This window comes from Demequina gelatinilytica (genome assembly GCF_000971115.1).
In the GTDB taxonomy this organism is placed as follows: Bacteria; Actinomycetota; Actinomycetes; order Actinomycetales; family Demequinaceae; genus Demequina; species Demequina gelatinilytica.
In genome coordinates, this window is sequence record NZ_BBLV01000015.1 from 1 (window position 1) to 19416 (window position 19416).

General features: G+C 72.9%; 16 protein-coding genes. 8 read left to right on the top strand and 8 right to left on the bottom strand.

Annotation, left to right across the window (positions count from 1 at the left end; translation table 11 throughout):
• On the bottom strand, positions 1-2419 hold a 2419-nt coding region (locus AOM00_RS12000), incomplete at its 3' end, for an ATP-binding protein (RefSeq protein WP_156159155.1).
• Between the two features lie 176 nt (positions 2420-2595).
• On the opposite strand from AOM00_RS12000, the gene AOM00_RS12005 reads away from it, so the two are divergent.
• A complete protein-coding gene (locus tag AOM00_RS12005) occupies positions 2596-3558 on the top strand; it encodes an NAD(P)H-quinone oxidoreductase (RefSeq protein WP_062518012.1) in 963 nt (320 codons plus the stop codon).
• A gap of 10 nt (positions 3559-3568) precedes the next feature.
• Here AOM00_RS12005 and AOM00_RS12010 read toward each other — a convergent pair whose 3' ends face one another.
• Both AOM00_RS12010 and serS read right to left on the bottom strand, forming a co-directional pair.
• Entirely contained in the window at positions 3569-4420 is an 852-nt protein-coding gene (locus AOM00_RS12010; protein WP_228373494.1) for an HAD family hydrolase, read from the bottom strand.
• 68 nt (positions 4421-4488) lie between these two features.
• On the bottom strand, positions 4489-5760 hold the full coding sequence (gene serS / locus AOM00_RS12015) for a serine--tRNA ligase (RefSeq protein ID WP_062518013.1): 1272 nt from the start codon (positions 5758-5760) through the stop codon (positions 4489-4491).
• A gap of 38 nt (positions 5761-5798) precedes the next feature.
• Between serS and AOM00_RS12020 the strand changes: the two genes are divergently transcribed.
• Positions 5799-7004 carry a diacylglycerol/lipid kinase family protein gene (locus AOM00_RS12020; RefSeq protein WP_062518014.1) on the top strand — a complete coding sequence of 402 codons (1206 nt, stop codon included), beginning with the start codon at positions 5799-5801 and terminating at the stop codon, positions 7002-7004.
• Positions 7005-7121: 117 nt separating this feature from the next.
• Here the strand turns inward: AOM00_RS12020 and pheA are convergent, their stop codons facing one another.
• Both pheA and AOM00_RS12030 read right to left on the bottom strand, forming a co-directional pair.
• Positions 7122-8057: a prephenate dehydratase gene (gene pheA, locus AOM00_RS12025; RefSeq protein WP_062518015.1), complete on the bottom strand. Its 936-nt coding sequence runs from the start codon at positions 8055-8057 to the stop codon at positions 7122-7124.
• The gene (locus tag AOM00_RS12030) at positions 8054-8950 is read right to left on the bottom strand and encodes a glycosyltransferase family 2 protein (protein WP_228373495.1); all 897 of its coding nucleotides are present in this window, start codon (positions 8948-8950) and stop codon (positions 8054-8056) included. The genes pheA and AOM00_RS12030 overlap by 4 nt, the downstream gene beginning before the upstream one ends.
• Before the next feature lie 123 nt (positions 8951-9073).
• Here AOM00_RS12030 and pgm point away from each other — a divergent pair, with 123 nt between their 5' ends.
• The 5 genes from pgm (at position 9074) to AOM00_RS12055 (ending at position 15266) form a co-directional block, all read left to right on the top strand.
• A complete protein-coding gene (gene pgm, locus AOM00_RS12035; RefSeq protein ID WP_062518016.1) occupies positions 9074-10750 on the top strand; it encodes a phosphoglucomutase (alpha-D-glucose-1,6-bisphosphate-dependent) in 1677 nt (558 codons plus the stop codon).
• Positions 10751-10816: 66 nt separating this feature from the next.
• Positions 10817-11719 (top strand): LppM family (lipo)protein, encoded by a 903-nt coding sequence (locus AOM00_RS12040; RefSeq protein WP_156159156.1) that lies wholly within the window; start codon positions 10817-10819, stop codon positions 11717-11719.
• Positions 11716-12588, top strand: coding sequence for an LppM family (lipo)protein (locus AOM00_RS12045; protein WP_156159157.1), 873 nt, complete (start codon positions 11716-11718; stop codon positions 12586-12588). The genes AOM00_RS12040 and AOM00_RS12045 overlap by 4 nt, the downstream gene beginning before the upstream one ends.
• Positions 12589-12622: 34 nt before the next feature.
• Positions 12623-13903 carry an MFS transporter gene (locus AOM00_RS12050; protein WP_062518019.1) on the top strand — a complete coding sequence of 427 codons (1281 nt, stop codon included), beginning with the start codon at positions 12623-12625 and terminating at the stop codon, positions 13901-13903.
• Positions 13904-14135: 232 nt separating this feature from the next.
• Positions 14136-15266 (top strand): VanZ family protein, encoded by a 1131-nt coding sequence (locus AOM00_RS12055; RefSeq protein ID WP_062518020.1) that lies wholly within the window; start codon positions 14136-14138, stop codon positions 15264-15266.
• A gap of 3 nt (positions 15267-15269) precedes the next feature.
• Here AOM00_RS12055 and AOM00_RS12060 read toward each other — a convergent pair whose 3' ends face one another.
• The 3 genes from AOM00_RS12060 to AOM00_RS12070 form a co-directional block, all read right to left on the bottom strand.
• The gene (locus AOM00_RS12060; protein ID WP_156159158.1) at positions 15270-16484 is read right to left on the bottom strand and encodes a sensor histidine kinase; all 1215 of its coding nucleotides are present in this window, start codon (positions 16482-16484) and stop codon (positions 15270-15272) included.
• Positions 16485-16486: 2 nt separating this feature from the next.
• A complete protein-coding gene (locus AOM00_RS12065; RefSeq protein ID WP_062518022.1) occupies positions 16487-17158 on the bottom strand; it encodes a response regulator transcription factor in 672 nt (223 codons plus the stop codon).
• A 116-nt stretch (positions 17159-17274) separates the two neighbouring features.
• The gene (locus AOM00_RS12070; protein ID WP_062518023.1) at positions 17275-18423 is read right to left on the bottom strand and encodes a hypothetical protein; all 1149 of its coding nucleotides are present in this window, start codon (positions 18421-18423) and stop codon (positions 17275-17277) included.
• 117 nt (positions 18424-18540) lie between these two features.
• Between AOM00_RS12070 and AOM00_RS12075 the strand changes: the two genes are divergently transcribed.
• Complete coding sequence (locus AOM00_RS12075; protein ID WP_062518024.1) at positions 18541-19404, top strand: ATP-grasp domain-containing protein; 864 nt, start codon at positions 18541-18543, stop codon at positions 19402-19404.
• The last annotated feature ends 12 nt before the right edge of the window (positions 19405-19416 follow it).

A 19416-nucleotide genomic window follows, 5' to 3' on the forward strand; every position in this document is an offset into this window, starting at 1 on the left:
CCGGCGTGCTGTCGGCGGACCGCGACGGGAGCCCCGAGGCGGAGGTCGCGGGAGCGACGGGGAAGGTCGGCTGGGCGGGCGCGGCCGGGGCGACCGGCGCCGCGGGCGCGGGAGCCTCCACCGGGGCGGCCGCCTCAGGGGCGGCGTCGGGCGACTGGAACAGCGACGACGGCAGGAGCACCGTCGCGACCGTGCCGCTGCCCTCGACGGAGGACAGCGCGACCTGCGCACCGAGGCGGCGGGCGATTCGACCGACCACGAAGAGTCCCAGGCGCTGCGCACCCAGGATCTCGGAGGCGGCGGAGGACTGGACGCGCGAGTTCGCCTCGGCGAGCTCGTCCTGGGTCATGCCGATGCCGGTGTCGATCACCTCGACCGTGAAGCCGTCGACCGTGCGGCCAGTGCGGACCACCACGCGCGAGCCGGGGTCGGAGAACACGGTCGCGTTCTCGAGCAGCTCGGCGAACAGGTGGGCGGCGGTGAGGGCCTGGTGGCCGAGCATCGCGGGGTCGACGATGAGCTCGAGGTCGACGCGCTCGTACAGCTCGATCTCGGAGGACGCCGTACGGATCACGTCGGACATCGGCATCGCGCGGCGGATGCGGCGACCGGTGTCGATGCCTGCGAGCACCAGGAGGGACTCCGAGTTGCGGCGCATCCGGGTGGCGAGGTGGTCGAGCGCGAACAGCCTGGTCAGACGGTCCGGGTCGTCCTCGCTGCGCTCCATCTCGTCGATGCTGGACAGCTGACGGTTGAGGAGCAGCTGGTCACGGCGCGCGACGTTGACGAACATCTCCGAGATCGAGGAGCGCAGGGCGGCCTGCTCACGCGCGATCTCGATGGTGGCCGCGTTGACGCCGTTGAACGCCTCGGCGAGACGGCCGACCTCGTCCTTCGACTCGACACGGATCTGCACCTCGGAGACGTCGACGTCCTCGCCCGGCATGGCGACTCGCTCCACCAGGCGGGGGAGCTCCTCGCGGACCGCGGTCGCCGTCGTGGTGAGGCGGCGGAGCGGGACGACGATGCGGCGCGAGATCGCGAACGCGATCAGCAGCGAGCCGACCACGGCGCCGACCGCGATGGCCAGCGTCAACCACGTGGCGGATGCGGCGTTGATGGTGTTCTGGGAGATGGCGCTCGTGGTGCGCTCCCACACGTCCTCGCGCAGCGGCACGTACTGGTCGAGCTCGGCCTGCACCTTGCCCGGCCAGTCGTCCGACTGCGACGCGACCAGCGACGAGTCGAGACCGTTGAGCACGGTGTTCTGGATGGTCACGAACGAGGTGTCGGAACCGGCGGACGCGCCCAGGGCGGGCACCTCGATCGCGGGCTGGAGACCGGCTCCGCGCGACTGCGCCGCCTCGAGGCCGATGCTGGTGCGCTCCACGATCGAGCGCGTCTCCGCGATCTCGGAGGCGGTGAACTCGCCCTCACGGATGAGGCGGTTGAAGACGTCGCCCTCGTAGCGGATCTCCTCGATCAGGCTGTCGAGCGCGCCATAGGCCTGGATGGTGCCGACGATCTCGCGGTCGGGGATGGCGAGCGCGATGGCGTCCGAGGCGCCGACGAACTGGTCGACGATCTGCGTGTAGTAGACGGTGACCGTCGCGGGCGAGATGCTCGCCGTGCGCACACCGGCGCGGATCTGCGGGAGCGAGTCGCGGAGCTCGTGGCCGGCGCCCACCGCCGCGAGCGCCTTCGCGTTCTCCTCCGTCACGTCCACCTCGGCGGCGGAGGCGGCGATCTGGTCGAGGCCATCGTCGACCGCGGGGAAGATCTCGTCGAGCTGGTCGCGGTACTCGGCCGTGTCGGCGAGCAGGCGGTGGGCGTACGCGGCCTCCTGCTCGACGGCGTACGAGAGCGCCGCGAACGGGATCTGGAGGTCGTACTCCTCGGGGCTCGAGCTCGCGAGCGTGTCGAGCTGGCGGACGGCCTCGCGGTAGGCCGCGTCCATCTGCTCGATCTCGTCGTCCGTGGGCAGGACAACCCAGCCGCCCTCGGTCTCGGGGGTGCCGAGCGTGTAGGCGCGTGCCTCGGGCAGCATGCCGTCGTCCGTGACACCCAGCCGCTGCTGGGTGAAGGTGAAGAGCGTCTCGGCCTGGGCCCCGTCGAGCGACCGGAGGCGCTCGGCGAGCGTGCCGTAGCGGTACTCCACGTCGGCGCGCGCCTCGGCGAGCTTCTCCTGGGTGTCCTGGATCAGGTGCACGAAGTTGAGCGCAGCGCTGCGCTCGTCCTGGATCAGGGCCTCCGTCTCACGCGCCTCGCTGAGCGTGTCGACGAGCTTCTCAGCGTTGGAGTTCTCGCGATAGTCGGAGGCCGCGGACAGCGTGATGTACGACACCGCCGACAGCAGGACGAGAATGGGCACCATGACGACGGCGAGGAGCTTTCCTCGAATACCGAGCCTCTGGAGCATGAAACCTTCCCCTCACAAGCCGCCGCACGGATCAGGGCGCTCCGTGCATGGAATCGGACGACTGCTCCCCTGCCCTATCGGCCTCAGCCGCCGGGAACATAAGCCTTCATCCATGTGCGATGTTTGATGAGAGGATAGGCGGCCCCGACTATGACGCAGGTAACGGGAGTATTTCGATGAAGGCATGCGTCATCACCGCACCCGGCGGCCCGGAGTCCTTATCCCTGGCAGATGTGCCTTTTGAGGCGACACGCCCGGATCACGCTGTGATGCGAATCACAGCGTCAGGCGTGAATCGCGCGGACATCCTGCAGCGACAAGGCAGGTATCCGGCCCCTTCGGGCGCACCCGCGTGGCCCGGGCTCGAGGCAGCCGGCACGCTCCTCTCGGCCCCCGCATCGTCCCCCTGGTCCGCGGGCGACCGCGTCTGCGCGCTGCTTCCAGGCGGCGGCTACGCCGAGCGCGCCGCTGTCGAGCCGTCCCTCCTGCTCCCTGTGCCGGTCGGGGTGTCCGACGTGGAGGCCGCGTCGCTGGTCGAGGCGGCGTGCACGGTCCTGTCCAACCTCGACGAGGCCGATGCCCGCCCCGGCGAGACGCTGCTGGTCCACGGCGGCTCGGGAGGCGTGGGCACCGCGGCGATCCAGATCGCGAAGGCGCGGGGCATGCGCGTGATCACCACGGCGGGCGGGCCCGAGCGCGCGTCACGATGCGCGGCGCTCGGCGCCGACGTCGCGCTCGATCACCGGGCGGACGACTGGGTGCAGGCCGTGCGCGACCTGGGCGGCGCCGACGTGATCGTCGACGTGGTGGGCGCGGCGTATCTCGACGCGAACCTCCGATCGCTCCGCACCGGGGGCCGGCTCGTGGTCATCGGCATGCAGAAGGGTGCGCGCGGCGAGTTCGACCTGGGGATGCTGCTCGCGAAGCGGGCCCGCGTCATCGGGACCACCCTCCGCGCGCGGCCTCTCGCCGAGCGGTCGGCCATCGTCGCCCGCGTGCGCGAGGAGGTCTGGCCGCTGGTGCCCGACCGGGTCCGGCCCATCGTCCATGCGACCGTCCCCCTCGACCGCGCCGCCGACGCGCACCGGCTGCTCGAGTCAGGCGAGGTGTTCGGGAAGGTGGTGCTGACGATCGCCTGAACGCGGCCCTCTACATCACCGCGAGGCGGTCCGGGTCGATGAGCCGGTCGAGCACCGCGATGATCCCGTCCTCCTCGACGGAGCCGAGGACCTCGTCAGCCACCGCCTTCACATGCGCGGGCGCCGTCCCCATCGCGGCCGACTGGCCCGCCCACTCGAGCATCGAGATGTCGTTGTTCCCGTCGCCCACCGTGACCGTGTGATCGGGGTAGACGCCCAGCTGTCGCCGCAGCGTCTCCAGGGCGGACGCCTTGGTGACGCCCGGCGGCGTGAGGTCGAGCCACGCGGAGTAGCCCACGGCGTACGTGACGTCGTTGAGGCCGATGCGGTGGACCAGGTCGTCGAAGTGGCTGACGTCCACGCCGGGAGCGCGGATGACCACGCGCGTCGCCTCGTCGTGGCACAGCTCGTCGAAGCTCGCGACGCGCTGCCGGCCCACCAGCTCCCCCGCAGGGAACTCGCGGTTGACCAGGAAGCCCACGCCCAGGTCCTCGACGGCGAAGAAGGCGTCGGGCATCTCCTCGCGGATGAGCTCGAGCGCGGCGCGCGGGTTGAACGTGACCTTCTCGACGATGTCGTAGCCGCCCGCGGCGCGCGGGTTCAGCCGCACCGTCACCGCGCCGTTGGAGCACACCGCCCAGCCGCGGCGGATCCCCAGGCGCTCGGCGACGGGCATCATCCCCATGATGTTGCGTCCCGTCGCGAGGATCACGTGGTTGCGGCACATGCGGGCGCGCTCGACGGCCTCGGCGACCGCATCGGAGATCTCGCCGCCCCAATGCATGAGCGTGCCGTCGATGTCGAGGCCCACGAGGCGCCACGAGTCGGGTCCGAGCGGCGGGCGCATGTCGTGGGGATTCATGACTCGACCTTACGACGGGCCGCGCGCACCGCGGGAGCGCGTGAGGTGACCGTCACGGGGGATCGGGGTCAGCGGACGGGCTCGAGGACCTCGAGCCCGCCGAGGTACGGACGGAGCACCTCGGGGACGTGCACGCTGCCGTCGGCCTGCTGGTGGTTCTCGAGCAGCGCGACCAGCCAGCGCGTGGTGCCGATGGTCCCGTTGATGGTCGCCACGGGCTCCGAGCCCCCCTCGCGCCTCTCGCGGATCGCGAGACGACGCGCCTGGTAGGTGGTGCAGTTGGAGGTCGAGGTGACCTCCATCCACCGCTCCTGGCTGGGCAGCCACGCCTCGCAGTCGAACTTGCGCGCGGCGCTCGAGCCGAGGTCGCCCGCGGCCGTGTCGATGACGCGGTACGGGAGCTCGAGGGCCTGGAGCATGCGCTCCTCGGTCGCAAGGAAGCGCGCGTGCTCCGCGGCGGCGTCCTCGGGGCGGCAGTAGGAGAACATCTCCACCTTGTGGAACTGGTGCACGCGGATGATGCCGCGCGTGTCGCGGCCGGCCGAGCCGGCCTCGCGGCGGTAGCACGCGCTCCAGCCCGCGTAGCGGCGGGGGCCGGCGGACAGGTCGACGAACTCGTCGCTGTGGTAGCCCGCGAGCGCCACCTCCGACGTCCCCACCAGGTAGAGGTCGTCGCGCTCGAGGCGGTAGATCTCATCCGCATGCTTGCCCAGGAAGCCCGTGCCGGCCATGACCTCGGGACGCACGAGCGTGGGCGTGATCATGGGCGAGAAGCCCGCCTCGATCGCGACCTGCATGGCGGCGTTGAGGACCGCGAGCTCGAGGCGCGCGCCGATCCCGGTGAGGAAGTAGAAGCGCGCGCCGGAGACCTTGGCACCGCGCTCCATGTCGATCGCCTGGAGCCCCTCGCCCAGCTCGAGGTGATCCTTGACCGTGATGCCCTCCGCGGCGAAGTCGCGCGCGGCGCCCTCGTGGCGCAGGACCACGAAGTCGTCCGCTCCGCCCGCGGGCACGCCCGCCTCGGGGATGTTGCCGAGCGAGCGCGCGAGCTCGACCGCACGGGCCGAGGCCGCGTCGGCGGTCGCCTGCAGCTCCTTCACGCGCGCCGCGAGCTCCTTGGTGCGCGCGAGCAGCGCCTGCTTCTCCTCGCCCTGGGCGCGCGCGACGTCCTTGCCCAGCAGCTTCTGCTCGGCGCGTGCGGTCTCGAACTCCTGGAGGGCGGCGCGGTTGGCCGCATCGGCCGCGAGGACCTCGTCGACCACGGCGGGGTCGTCCCCGCGCGAGCGCTGGCTCTCCCTCACGATGTCGGGGGTGGCACGCAGCAGCTTGAGGTCGATCATGCCGCCAAGTCTATCGACGGTCGACGTACGCTCTCCTCATGACCGCCGGGACAGTGATCGCGCTGATATCGCTGGTGGTGGCGCTCGTGGCGCTGTCCCTCGCGATCGCCACCACCCGCCGCATCGGCGTGCGCGACCCCGTCGCGGTGCCGCCGATGTGGCGACGCATGCTGCGCATCAAGCCGCTCCCGGCGCTCGACCTCGCGGCGGCCGCAGGGCGCTCCGACGCCCGTGAGCGCGTCGCCTTCGTCATGAACCCGACCAAGGGCGGGATCGCGGAGCTGCGCGAGCAGGCGCTGCGCGCATGCGCGATCCGCTACCTGCCCGAGCCGATGTGGTTCTACACCACGGCGGATGACCCCGGCACGGGCCAGACCCGCGACGCGATCGCGTCGGGGGCCGATGTGGTGGTCGCCGTCGGCGGCGACGGCACGGTCCGCGCCGTGGCCGAGGGCCTCGCGGGCTCGGGCGTGCCGATGGCGATCATGCCGATGGGCACGGGCAACCTCTTCGCGCGCAACCTCGACCTTCCGCTCGGGGATGTGCCGGCGCTGCTGCGCACCGCTCTCGAGGGTGCCGAGCGCAGCTCCGACGTCGGCTGGCTCACGCTCGTGCGCACACCCGAGGGCGAGGAGGAGGGCGAGCGGCACATCTTCCTGGTGATCGCCGGCGCGGGGCTCGACGCGGAGATGGTCGCCGGCGCCGACGACCGCCTCAAGAAGCAGTTCGGGTGGGTCGCCTACTTCTTCGCCGCGGTGCAGCACCTGGGCAAGCGCATGATGGCGCGCATCGCGGTCGACGAAGGCGAGCCCGTCGAGAGCCACATGCGCACGGTGCTGCTCGCGAACGTGGGCCGGCTCCCGGCGGGGATCCAGCTGGTGCCGGACGCGAGCTTCGACGACGGCATGATCGACGTCGCGACGCTCGATGCGCGCGGCGGGATCGTGGGCTGGACCGAGCTGTTCGGGACCGTGGTGGCGCAGGGCGCGGGGATCCGCGAGCCGTGGCACACGCGCGTCTGGCGTACGTCGCGGATCGACCACGTCCGCGGCAAGCGCGTCGACATCCGCTTCGACGAGCCGCAGAAGGTGCAGGTCGACGGCGAGTCGCTGGGGCGCGCGACGCGTGTGCTCGGCGAGGTCGACGCGGGCGCGCTCAGGCTCCGCGTGCCCGCCTCGAGCGCGCCCGGGGGCGAGGCGACGCCGGATGCGGATGCGATTCCCGCATCGTCCGAGGCCGGCTGACCGGGCGCGCCGCCCGCCACCCGCGCTGCTTGCGCCCCGCTGACACATGGGTGCCCGCACGCGACGCTGTGCGGACGCTCATGTGTCAGCGAAGCGCTGACACGGTCCCCGACGCGGCTAGTGCCGCCCGGAGCGCAGGCCCTGGACCCACGCGCGCGCCTCGGCGAACTCCTCCGCGGAGGTCCCCGAGGCGACCGGGGTCGGGTAGCCCGACGCCGCCGGGTAGGACCCGAGGAACACGACCACGGGGTTGGTGCGCTTGAGACCCACCAGGGCCTCCGTCATGCGCGGCTCGTCGATGTGGGCCAGCGCGTCGACGGAGAACGAGTACTCGCCGGGCCGGTCCGAGCGCGGGCGGCTCTCGATGCGGGAGAGGTTGACCCCGCGCGCCGCGAACTGCTCGAGCATCGCGAGCAGCGCACCGGCGCGATCGTCCGGCAGGCAGATCGCGAGCGTCGTCTTGTCGGCGCCCGTGGGTGCGGGCACCTGGCTCGGACGGCCGATCTTCACGAACCTGGTCGCGGCGTGGACGTTGTCCGCGACCCCCGCGGTCAGCACCTCGAGGCCCAGCCTCTCGCCCAGCCCCGGGGGCGCGAGCGCCGCCTCGAAGCCGCCCACGCCGGCGGCGAGCTCCTGCGCCGCGGCCGCGTTGGACGATGCGGCGATCTGGACCGCGCCGGGAAGCGTCGCCGCGAGCCAGCGACGGCACTGGTTGAGCCCGTGCGAGTGCGCGGAGACCGCGGTGATGCCCTCGATCGTGGTGCCTCGACGCACCACGAGCTCGAAGGAGACCGGCAGCACGACCTCGCCGAGGATGACCAGCGGGTCCCCCTGCGCGAGGGTGTCCAGCGTCGCCGTCACGCCGCCCTCGACCGTGTTCTCGATCGCCACCACCGCGTGGTCGACGTCGCCCGAGCGCACCGCCGCGAGCGCGGCCGGGACGTCGATCATGGGGACGGGCTCGACCTGGTCCGCATCGACCATCGCGAGGAGCGCCGCCTCCGTGAACGTGCCCGAGGGGCCCAGGTACGCGTAGCGGGGCCGGTCCGTCACGAGTCCTCCTCGGGCTCCATGGTCTCGGGAACGGGCGCCGCCTCGTCCCGCTGCGGGCGGAGGCGCTGACCCATCGAGGCCCGCGTCGACTGCATCCGGCCACGGATGCGCCTCGCGCTCACCACCGTCAGGACCTCACGGTAGCGGTTGGCGCGTCCCACGGGGGTGCGGTCCTCGATCGAGGGTCCCTTGTGCCGGATGTCGCACTCCACCTCGGTGATCGCCAGCCCGGCGTGGAGCACGTCGAGCGTCATCGCGACCTCGAGGCCGTTCCCGCGCGCAAGCGGCATGGCGACCTCGAGCGCCTCCCGTGTGAGGCAGCGGATGCGCCCGAGCGGCTGACGCGGGGACCACCCGGTCGCCTTCTCCACAGCGGTGCGCGCGATCTTGGACGGCACCCCTGGCGCGACGGCCTGCGTGTCCGTCAGCGCGACCGCGAGGTCGCACACGCCCTCGAGCACCGCCGGCACGAGCGGCGCGGCGCCGATCGCATAGTGGCCCAGGTTGGGGTCGAGGATGAGGATCGCGCGCGGGGTCCGCTCCGGCTCGTCGCGCATCGCGATGACCGAGGCCCCCGTCTCGACCGCGGCGGAACGTCCGCGGATGTGCGAGTGGCGCACCACCACGGCTCCCGCGCGCCGCGCGAGCTCCTGGGTGTTGTCGGTCGACGCATCGTCGACGACGAGCACCAGGTCGACGCCCGGGATCGCGAGCGCCGCCCTCACCGTGGCCGCGATGCGGCGCGCCTGGTTGTGAGCGACGATGAGCGCCGCCACGGACGGCCCTGGTGCCGCCGCGGGGACCGCCATGCGTCCGCGGGCACGGCGCAGGCGAGCGCGCGCAAGCGCTTCCGTGGAGGCCGCCCTCCGCTCCGATCCCTCGGCAGTTGACACGACGCCCAGCCTAGTTGCACGTGACCCGCCCTGGTAGCACCCTTTGCCAAAGCCTTACCCGAGTGTGAGGCATCCGACAGGGGTCCCTGGCAGCCGTGCGAGGGCCGTGGAAGAGTAGGCCCCATGCATGAGCGCGCCGGCACCATCGCCCTTCCCGAGGACCTCATCGACGTCGACGCCCTGCTGGGCGCGTACTACGACCTGGTGCCGGACCCCACGGTCGCGGCGCAGCGCGTCGCGTTCGGCACGTCGGGCCACCGCGGCTCGGCGTTCGACACCGCGTTCAACGAGGCGCACATCGTCGCGATCACCGCCGCGATCGTCGAGTACCGCCGTGACCAGGGCATCGACGGCCCGCTCTTCATCGGCAAGGACACGCATGCGTTGTCCGGCCCCGCGCAGGAGACCGCGGTCGAGGTCCTCGCTGCCGCGGGCGTGGACGTCCGCGTCGACGCGCGCGACGGCTACACGCCCACACCCGCAGTGTCGCTCGCGATCCTGGTCGCGAACGGCGCGGTGTCGGAGACGGGCCTGCGCACCACCGGCAAGGGCCTCGCCGACGGCATCGTGATCACGCCCTCCCACAACCCGCCGCGCGACGGCGGCTTCAAGTACAACCCGCCGCACGGCGGCCCCGCGGACACCGATGCGACCGGCTGGATCGCGAACCGCGCCAACGAGCTGCTCGCGGGCGGCTGGCGCCAGGTGCCGCGCTTCCAGCTGAAGAAGGCGCTCGCTGCGGACACGACGCAGGGCTTCGACTTCCTCGACCTCTACCTCGACCACCTGCCCTCGGTGATCGACCTCGACGCGATCGCGAAGGCGGGCGTGCGCATCGGCGCTGACCCGCTGGGCGGAGCCGCGGTGGACTACTGGGGCGCGATCGGCGAGGAGTTCAAGCTCGATCTCACGGTGGTCAACCCCAAGGTCGACCCCGCGTGGTCCTTCATGAGCCTCGACTGGGACGGCAAGATCCGCATGGACTGCTCGTCGCCGTACGCGATGGCGAGCCTGCGCACGCTCATGGCCGGCGCCGACAGCCCGTACGACGTCGCCACGGGCAACGACGCGGACTCGGACCGCCACGGCATCGTGACGCGCGACGGCGGGCTCATGAACCCCAACCACTACCTCGCGGCCGCGATCGCCTACCTCTACGGCGGCGCGCGCCCGCAGTGGCCCGCGAATGCGCGGATCGGCAAGACGCTGGTGTCCTCGAGCCTCATCGACCGCGTGGGACGCGACATCGGCCGCCAGGTGGTCGAGGTCCCCGTGGGCTTCAAGTGGTTCGTGCCGGGGCTGCTGAGCGGGGACATCGCGTTCGGCGGCGAGGAGTCCGCCGGGGCGTCGTTCCTGCGCCGCGACGGCCGCGTGTGGTCCACCGACAAGGACGGGATCATCCTGTCGCTGCTCGCATCCGAGATCATCGCGACCACCGGCAGCTCGCCCTCCGCGCTCCACTCCGGCCTGGTCGACCGCCTGGGCGAGAGCTGGTACGCCCGCGTCGACGCCGCCGCGAGCAAGGAGGAGAAGGCGAAGCTGGGCGCCCTGTCCCCCGAGAAGGTCCCGGCGACGACGCTCGCAGGCGGCACCATCACCGCGAAGCTCACCGCGGCGCCCGGCAACGGCGCCAAGATCGGCGGCCTCAAGGTCACCACGGACGATGCCTGGTTCGCCGCGCGCCCGTCCGGCACCGAGGACGTCTACAAGATCTACGCCGAGTCGTTCGTCTCGGAGTCGCACCTGGGAGAGGTCCAGGCGGCGGCGCGCGAGGTCGTGTCGGAGGCCCTCGAGGGCTGACGGCCCGTCCCCCCACCCCAGAACGGGGGCTGGCGCCGTCGCGCCTGCTCTGGCAGGGTGTGCGCCATGTCTAAAGCCCTGCGCACCGCATCACTGGCCATCGCGACAGCTCTCGCCCTCTCGGGCTGCCTCAAGATGGAGATGAACTACACGCTCAACGAGGACGACACGGTCGACGGCTCGATCGTCATGGCGATCGAGAAGGGCGTCGGCGAGTCCATGGGCATGACCGACGAGGACCTGCTCTCCCAGATGGGCGCCGAGGAGTCCTTCGACGACATCGAGGGCGGCACCGTCGAGGCCTACGACGACGGCGACTACGTCGGCACCAAGGTGACGTTCGAGGGCGAGCCCCTCGCGAGCCTCGAGGAGCAGGACGCCGGCATCACCATCGTCCGCGACGGCGACGAGTACGTGGTCGGCGGCACCTTCGACACCGGCGAGGAGGACATGAGCATGCTCAGCGGAGCGACCATGACGCTCGCCGTCACCTTCCCGGGCGCGATCTCGGACGCCAACGGCACCATCGAGGGCAACACGGTGACGTGGGACCTGCTCGACGCACCCGACGAGCTCACGGCCCGCGGCTCCGCGACGGCCGGCGGCTCGGGCCTCCCCGTGTGGATCTGGGGCGTGCTGGGCGCCGTGGTGCTGGCCGCCGTGGCCGGCGCCGTCATCATCGCGACCCGGCGCAACGCTCCCGCGACCGTGGCCAGCGCCCCGGTCGAGGGCGTCGTGGAGGCCCCGCCGGCCCCCGAGGCCGCGTCCTTCGCTCCCCCGGCCGCGGACGATGCCGCACAGGGCTTCGCGCCGCCGGCACCCCCGGCCCCGGTCGAGGAGGCCCCGGCCGACGCCGAGGTGAAGCCCGAGGAGGAGGTGGCCCCGACCACCGAGCTGCCGGCCGCCCCGGATACGATCGAGCTGGGCTCCGTCGAGGGCACGGATCCTGAGGAGGACCATGGTCGATGAGAAGGCTTGCGGCGGTTCTTGCGCTCACCACGGTGGCCCTCACGGGCTGCGTGCGGGTGACGACCGCCACCACCTTCTCTGACCACGACACGCTCTCCCAGCATGCGGTCATCGCGATGACCGACCAGGCCCGCCTGGTGATGGGGGAGCAGCTCGGCCAGCTGGGCGATGCCCCGCTGCCGGACGGAGCAGAGCTGCCCGAGGGCGCCGAGGACCTTGATGTCCTCGGCGCCCTCGACTCGCTCCTGGACCCGGACACCGTCCGCGAGGGCCTCGCACCGCTCGCCGACGAGTACCCGGGCTCCGTGACCGTCGAGCCCTACGCGGACGACGACGGGCTCGAGGGCGTCGAGATCGACCTCGCCGACCTCCCGTTCGCCGCGCTCGAGGACGCCGCCGGCGTCGCGCCGGTCGGGGGCGCGAGCGGCGTCACGCGCGAGGGCGACACCTATGTGGTGGAGCTGTCCTCGGGCGCCGCGTCGAGCCTGTCGGCAGCGGGCGCGAGCGCGGACGACCTCACGCTGCTGGGCGGCGCCGTCGACATCGAGGCCTCGTTCACGTTCCCCGGGCTGGTCCAGGAGGCCACCGCAGGGGAGATCGTGGGCAACACCGTCACGCTCGACCTCGCGGACCTGATGAGCGCCGACACCATCCGCATCGTCGGCGGGGCGAACCCGCAGCATGACTGGGGCCCCGCGCTGCGTTGGCTGCTCGTCGCGGTCGGCGCGCTCGTCATCGTCGGCGGCGCGACCCTGCTGGTGCTCCAGGACCGCCGCCGCAGGCATCGTTCCCACCTCCCGCCGCCGCGCCCCTCGGAGGGCGGTCCGGGCACCGTCGAGACCGGAGGCGGCACCCCTCCGACGGCGTGACCCCGGTCGGCGTGCCGTCACCCCAGGTGGGACGATGGCGGACGTGCTCGACAACTACCGCGGGATCCTGATCCACCCCGGCGCGAAGGCGTTCGCAGCAGCGGGCCTGCTGGCCCGGCTGCCGATCTCGATGTTCAACATCTCGGTCATCCTCATGGTCCAGCTGCAGTACGACAGCTACGCCATGGCGGGGCGCGTGGCGGCGATCGGGACGCTCGTGTGGGCCGCGCAGACGGTCCCGACGGCACGGCTGGTCGACCGCATCGGCCAGCGCGCCGCGATGATCCCGCTCACCGCGATCTTCGTGGTCGGCGCGGTGATGGCGGTGCTCACCGCGATGAACCACGGACCCGAGTGGCTCCTGTGGATCTCGGTCGCCATCGCGTCCATCCAGGGGCCGCTCGGGTCCCTCACGCGCGCCCGCTGGTCGCACCTGCTCGACTCCGACCGCGACATCCACACCGCGTTCGCCCTCGAGGGTGCGCTCGACGAGGTGCTGTTCGTCACCGGCCCTGCGCTCGCGACCATCCTCGCGACGCTCGTCTGGCCGCCGCTGGGCGTGGTGGTGTGCCTGGTGGCGCTCGTGATCGGCATGTCCATCCTGCTCGCTCAGACGGGCACCGAGCCCGCGCCGCACTCGGGCTCCGATACCGACCCCTTGGGGCTCCGGCTCCCGCTCGCCGTGATCGCGGTCTCGCTCGTCACCGTCGGCATCGGCGCGATGTTCGGCGCCTTCGACATCTCCGTCGTGGCCTTCGCCGACGAGGCCGGGCACCAGACGTGGTCGGGCATCATCCTCGCGATCGTCTCGGGCGGCTCGCTCCTGGGCGGCCTCCTCTACGGCGCGCGCCACTGGAGCACGCCGCTGTGGAAGCGGACCGTGCTCGGCGCGCTCGCGATGACGGTCGGCTTCGGGCTTCTCGCGCTGTCGCCGAACGTCGTGGTGCTCGCCGCGCTGGGCTTCGTGGCGGGTCTCACGATCGCGCCGACCATGACCAACGCCGACACCGTGGTGCAGCGCGTGGTGAAGCGCCACCAGATCACCGAGGGCATGGCGTGGCTGCGCATCGGCATGGGAGTCGGCGTCGCCTTCGGCGCGTGGTTCGCGGGCGGCCTGGTGGAGGCGTCCGGCGCGCGCGCCGGTCTGGGCGTGTCCGCCGCGGGCGCGGGCCTCGCGCTCGTGCTGGTGCTCGCGAGCGCCGGCATCCTCCGTCGCGACACCGAACGCGGGGACGCCGCGGGGGAGCACGATGCGCTGCCGCCTTCGGAACGCGAGGTCGCGATCGAGCAGCCGCCGACCCCTCCGCACATGTGAGGAAAACAGGGGACCAAGGTCCCCGCCGCCGCCTCGCGACGGACACTACCGTCGTAGACACAAGATCGTGGGCGGCAGAGACGCCGCCCGAACATCCGTGGCTCGGGCGATCATCCGGGGACTTGGTCGCCCGAGCCGCACCCCATTCCGTGCGCCGGTGCCCCGCTCCCTCCCCCTGGGGCGCCGGCGCCGGATCATGTCCGGGCCCGGCCCCCTCTCGTAGGGTGAGGCCATGGGGCCCGACCTCCGCATCGACACCGCCATCACCGCCGTGCTCACGGTCGCGGTCCTGCCGATCGCGATGCTGCCGGCCCTCGGCGTCGTGGTGCGGCGCTACGGCCGGCTCCAGCCCTGGCCGCTGGTGAGCGCGGCGGGGCTGCTGGCCGCCGCATCGTCCTTGGCGGCCTTCACCCTGTTCCCCCTGCCCGAGCCCGGCCGGCTCGACTGCACGGGCGTGGGCCTCACCGACAGGTGGGAGCTCGACCCGTTCGCCCAGCTGCGGAACGTGGCGCGCGCGATCTCGCACCGGGGGCTCGCCGATGCATTCGACGGCTGGATGGTGCGCTACGCCTTCCTCAACGTCCTGCTGTTCATCCCGTTCGGGCTGTTCCTCCACCAGGTGACCCGATGGCGCGGCGTGCGCATCGTGGGGATCGCCGCCGCGACCTCGGCCGCGATCGAGCTCACGCAGGGGACCGGGGTCTACGGCATGTACCCGTGCCCGTACCGCACGCTGGATCTGGGCGACGTGCTGCTCAACACGATCGGCGGGGCGATCGGGCTCGCCGCGTCGGTGGGGATCGCACGCCTCGCATTCGCGCGCCCACGCCCGGTCCCCGACCTCGAACCTCCGTCTCGCGCGCGCCGCGCCCTCGCGGTGCTGGTCGATGTCACGCTCGTCGTGGGGCTCGCGCTCGCGACCGCCGCAACCGCCCAGGCGATCATCGCGCGCTCGGACACGCTGGCCCATGCGCAGGAGCGCATCGGCATGCCCTGGGTCGAGATCGCCATCGACGTGACGGCCGCGGCGGCCGTCACCCTGGTGCCGAGCCTGATCCGGCGCGATCGCGCCACGTTGGGCGAGCTCCTGCTCAACGTCGCCCCCGCGACGGTCGCCGGGGTGGGCCACCCGCCCGCGCGCCGCATGCTCGCGCGCTGGGCCACCCGCTGGCTGCCGTGGGCGCTCGTGCCGTCCCTGCTGCCCGCGATCCTGCTCGCGGAGGCCCTGGTCGCCGTGACCCGCAAGGACGGGCGCTCGCTCAGCTCGCTCGTCTCCGGCACCGCGACGCTCACCCGGCCCGCGCTCGCGGAGCTGCGCGCGCCGCGGGACGATGCGCCCGTGCCCGTCCGCGAGGGGACGTAGCGGTCAGCGCGCCTCGGCGAGAGGGAAGGACACGCGGATGCTCAGGCCGCCCCGCTCCCCGGGCACCGCCTCGACGGTCCCCGCATGGACCTCGGCCACGCGCGCCACGATCGGCAGTCCCAGCCCATGCCCCGCGACCTCGGAGCGCTGGTGGCCTCGCGAGAACCGCTCGAACAGCACGGGGATCTCATCCGCATCCACCGCCGGGCCCGAGTTCGACACCTCGGCGCAGGCGCGCGCGCCTTCGCTCCACACGCGGCACCGCACCCAGCCGGACTGCGGGACGTTGTAGCGCAGCGCATTGTCGAGCAGGTTCGCAAGCAGCCGCTCGACCAGGACGGGGTCGCCCTCCATCGGCGCGTCCGCGATGTCGAGGTCGATCTCCACGCCCGCCTCCGTGGCGCGCGGGGAGGCGGCGGAGACCACCTCGGCCGCGACGTCGGCAAGGTCCAGGCGCTCGCGCGTGTGGATCACGTCGTCCGCGCGTGCGAGCGTGAGCAGGCTGGTCATGAGCGAGTCGGCGCGCGCCACCTGCGCCTCCACCTCGGCGGCCAGCTCGCGCGCCTGCCGCGACGGACGCGGTGAGGACAGCACGTTGTCGGCCGAGGCGCGCAGCACCGCGAGCGGCGTGCGGAGCTCGTGCGAGGCGTCCGCGGCGAACCGCTGGCGCGAGTCGAAGGCGGACTCGAGGCGCGCGAGCATGCCGTTGAAGGCGTGCCGGAGTCGCCCGAACTCGTCGTCGGGGCCTCCCTCCGGGAGCCGCCGGTCGAGCGTGCGCTCCGACAGCGTGCTCGCCGCGCGCGCGATCTCGTCCACGGGGCGCAGGACGCGGCCCGCGAGCCACCATGCGAGGCCCACCGCGACCACAGCCGAGATCGCGAAGGCGAGCAGGGAGCGCGTGAGGAGGTCCTCGAGCACCTTCGCGCGAGCGGCCTCGTCGATCGCCGCGAGGGTGCGGGACACCGCATCGTCCTGCGGCCCCTGCGGCGGCACGCCCTCATCGCCCCATTGGCCCGCGGGGTCCTGCGGGCCCGGGGAGCTCGGGACCTCGATGCCCTGCTCCGCCAGCGCGTCCTGCAGCGCCTGCTGGCGCTCCGCCATCTGGGCGGGCCCCGCACCGGTGCCCGCGACGAACAGGTAGGCGGTGGTGACCAGCACGCCCGCGAGCACCACGAACAGCAGGGCGAACATGGCCGTGAGCTTGACGCGGATGGTCACGTTCACCCGTCGCTGTCCGCGCGGAGCACGTAGCCCACGCCCTTGATGGTCTCGATGAGGGCGGGCTCACCGAGCTTGCGGCGCAGCGTCACCATGGTGACGCGGACCGCGTTGGTGAGCGGGTCGGCGTACTCGTCCCAGACCTTCTCCAGCAGCGTCTCTGCGGACACCACGCGCCCGGGCTGGGCCGCGAGCACCTCGAGCACCCCGAACTCCTTGGGTGCCAGGCTGATCGCGCGTCCGTCACGCGTCACGGCATGCTCGTCCGGCCGGATCTCCAGCCCGCCGATGCGCACATGCGGGCGCGGCGCGATGCCGGCACGCCGTCCCAGGGTGCGCACGCGCGCCGCGAGCTCCACCATGGCGAACGGCTTCGCCAGGTAGTCGTCGGCGCCGAGCCCGAGCCCCTCGACGATGTCCTCGAGCGCACCGGCGGCGGTGAGCATGAGGATCCGTGGAGGCGCGTCGGCCGCGGCCAGCTCGCGGCACACGTCGTCGCCATGGACGCGCGGCAGGTCGCGGTCGAGGACCACCACGTCGTAGGCGTTGACCGCCGCCTTCTCGAGCGCCTCGGCCCCGTCGCGAGCGACGTCGACCGCGAGGCCGACCCGGCGGAGCCCTGTCGCGACCTCGCGCGCGAGGACCGCGTGGTCCTCGACCACCAGGACCCTCACGCGAGGTCTCCGATCCGCTGCACGTGCACCTCTCTCGACGGGTCGGGGCGATGGACTCCGCCCACCCTACGCATCGTCACGTGGGACCAACGTAAGAAGGCTCCGCGACGCACCTGTCACGGCCCGGAGTCGCGCGAGACCGGGTCGGCGTCGAGTGCGAGCGCGAAGACCCCGCGCTCGTCGGCGCTCACGTCGCACTCGGCGACCAGCGGGCCCGGGCTGGCGTACGTCCCAGGCAGCGCGGTCCCCGTCGAGCCGTGGCACAGGCCGCGCGGCAGACGCGCCTCGGCAAGCCGCCACTGGTCGGTCGCGAGGTCGACCACCACCCACGTGCCGCCGCTCGAGCGCCACGACACCTTCTTGGTGGCGCGCGCGATCTCCTTCGCGCTCGCATCCTCCGCGGCCTCCACCGGGACGGGGTCCTGCGCGAGGATCATCGCCAGCGTGCCCGCGCGGTCCGTCCAGATCTCGACGCCCGGCTCGTGTGCGGCATCGACCGAGCCCTGCGCCACGAGCGAGTCGATCGCCCGCTGCGCATCGAGCGCGCGGAACGTGCCCCCCGGCTCGCGCACGAACAGCGAGCGCATGGTGCCGCTCGGGGAGTACCCGGCCCACAGCGCACCCTCGCCCCCGAACTGCGGCAGCGGCGCGACGTCGACCACGGTGCCCTCGGACCGCTGCGCGTCGGGGACTGCGGCGCCGCCCCAGTCGTCGACCACGAGCCCCGTGTCGAGCTCCACCTGGACCACCTGCGTGGTCTCCGCGTCGCTCTCGCGCGCGGTCCATGCGAGGCGGGCCTCGAGATCGGCGTCGAGGACCACGACCTCGACGTCGGTGCGCAGGTCGAACAGCTTGAGAAGGTCGCCGTCGGGCGCGACCAGGTAGAGCGCCTGCGCCGTGCCTCCCGGGCGCCACGTGTCCCCACCGGCGGAACGTGCCTCGGCGGTCCAGTCCTGGTCGACGCACCACCACGCCGCGTCGGTCATGCCGCGCGCGGCGGGCAGGCCCTGGGCCTCGTCCACGAGCATGGCCGGGCGGGCCGTCTCCGGAAGGGCGTCCCACTCGCAGTCCTCGTCGATGCCCGTCACGGTCGGCGACGGGGAGGCAGCAGCGCTGGGCGACGCGGTGGGAGAAGGGGTGGCATCGGGCTCCGCGGCGCCCCCGACACGCACGATGGGCTCGACCGTGAGGTACGCACCGCCGAGCATCCCCGCGCCGACCGCCGTCGCGGCGACGGCGGCGAGCGCGTGGCTCCAGCGCGACATGGGCACCTCCTGTCCGCGAGGGTAATCGCGCGAGGCCCGCCTCCCCGTCAGCCGCGCGGTCCGGGGCGCGTGAGATGCGTCACCTCGAGCCCGCGTGCCGCCGCTAGGGTGAGCGCCATGCCCGCCCGGATCGCCATCGTCACCACCGTCGAGCTCGCCTCCCCCGATGCGGACGAGGCCGCGCTGCTCCCGCACCTGCCGGAGGCCGCGCTCGTCGCCTGGGACGACCCGGCGGTCGACTGGGCCGGCTTCGACGTCGCGATCCTGCGTTCCACGTGGAACTATCACGACGACCTCGACGGCTTCCTGGCCTGGGCGCGCCACGCATCGTCCCTCACGCGCCTGCTCAACCCGGTCGACACCGTCGCGTGGAACACCGACAAGCGCTATCTCGCGGACCTCGCCGCGGCCGGCTTCCCGGTGGTGCCCACCACGTTCGTCGCCCCGGGCGACGCGGTCCCGGACGATGCCGTGGTCGGGCTCGGCGGGCACCTGGTGGTCAAGCCGTCCGTAGGCGCAGGCTCGAACGGGGCCCGGCTGTTCGACGGCGATGCCGCGGGCGCCGCGGCGCACGTCGCGGCCCTGCATGCGCAGGGCAAGGTCGCGATGATCCAGCCGTACCTGGCGGAGGTCGACACGACCGGCGAGACGGCACTGGTCTACCTGGGCGGACGCTTCTCGCATGCGGCTCGCAAGGGCGCGATCCTGTCGCGCGACATGTCCTTCGACACCGGGCTGTACGCCGATGAGGAGATCACCTCCGCGACCGCGACGGCCGCCGAGCGCGCGCTTGCGGACAGCCTTGTCGCGGCGCTCCCCGGCATGGGCCACCCCGGCCTCGCCTACGTGCGGGTGGACCTGCTGCCCACCGCCGACGGCCCCGTGGTGCTCGAGCTCGAGCTCACCGAGCCGAGCCTGTTCCTCACCCTCGACCCCGAGGCGCCCGTGCGCGCCGCGGAGGCCTTCCGCGCGCTGCTCTGACCTCCCCCCCTC

Coding starts and splice junctions, on each gene's coding strand:
- AOM00_RS12075 (WP_062518024.1), top strand. CDS start 18,541: ATGCCCGCCCGGATCGCCATCGTCACCACCGTCGAGCTCGCCTCCCCC.
- AOM00_RS12055 (WP_062518020.1), top strand. CDS start 14,136: ATGGGGCCCGACCTCCGCATCGACACCGCCATCACCGCCGTGCTCACG.
- AOM00_RS12020 (WP_062518014.1), top strand. CDS start 5,799: ATGACCGCCGGGACAGTGATCGCGCTGATATCGCTGGTGGTGGCGCTC.
- AOM00_RS12010 (WP_228373494.1), bottom strand. CDS start 4,420: ATGAATCCCCACGACATGCGCCCGCCGCTCGGACCCGACTCGTGGCGC.
- AOM00_RS12050 (WP_062518019.1), top strand. CDS start 12,623: ATGGCGGACGTGCTCGACAACTACCGCGGGATCCTGATCCACCCCGGC.
- serS (WP_062518013.1), bottom strand. CDS start 5,760: ATGATCGACCTCAAGCTGCTGCGTGCCACCCCCGACATCGTGAGGGAG.
- pgm (WP_062518016.1), top strand. CDS start 9,074: ATGCATGAGCGCGCCGGCACCATCGCCCTTCCCGAGGACCTCATCGAC.
- AOM00_RS12070 (WP_062518023.1), bottom strand. CDS start 18,423: ATGTCGCGCTGGAGCCACGCGCTCGCCGCCGTCGCCGCGACGGCGGTC.
- AOM00_RS12045 (WP_156159157.1), top strand. CDS start 11,716: ATGAGAAGGCTTGCGGCGGTTCTTGCGCTCACCACGGTGGCCCTCACG.
- AOM00_RS12040 (WP_156159156.1), top strand. CDS start 10,817: ATGTCTAAAGCCCTGCGCACCGCATCACTGGCCATCGCGACAGCTCTC.
- AOM00_RS12005 (WP_062518012.1), top strand. CDS start 2,596: ATGAAGGCATGCGTCATCACCGCACCCGGCGGCCCGGAGTCCTTATCC.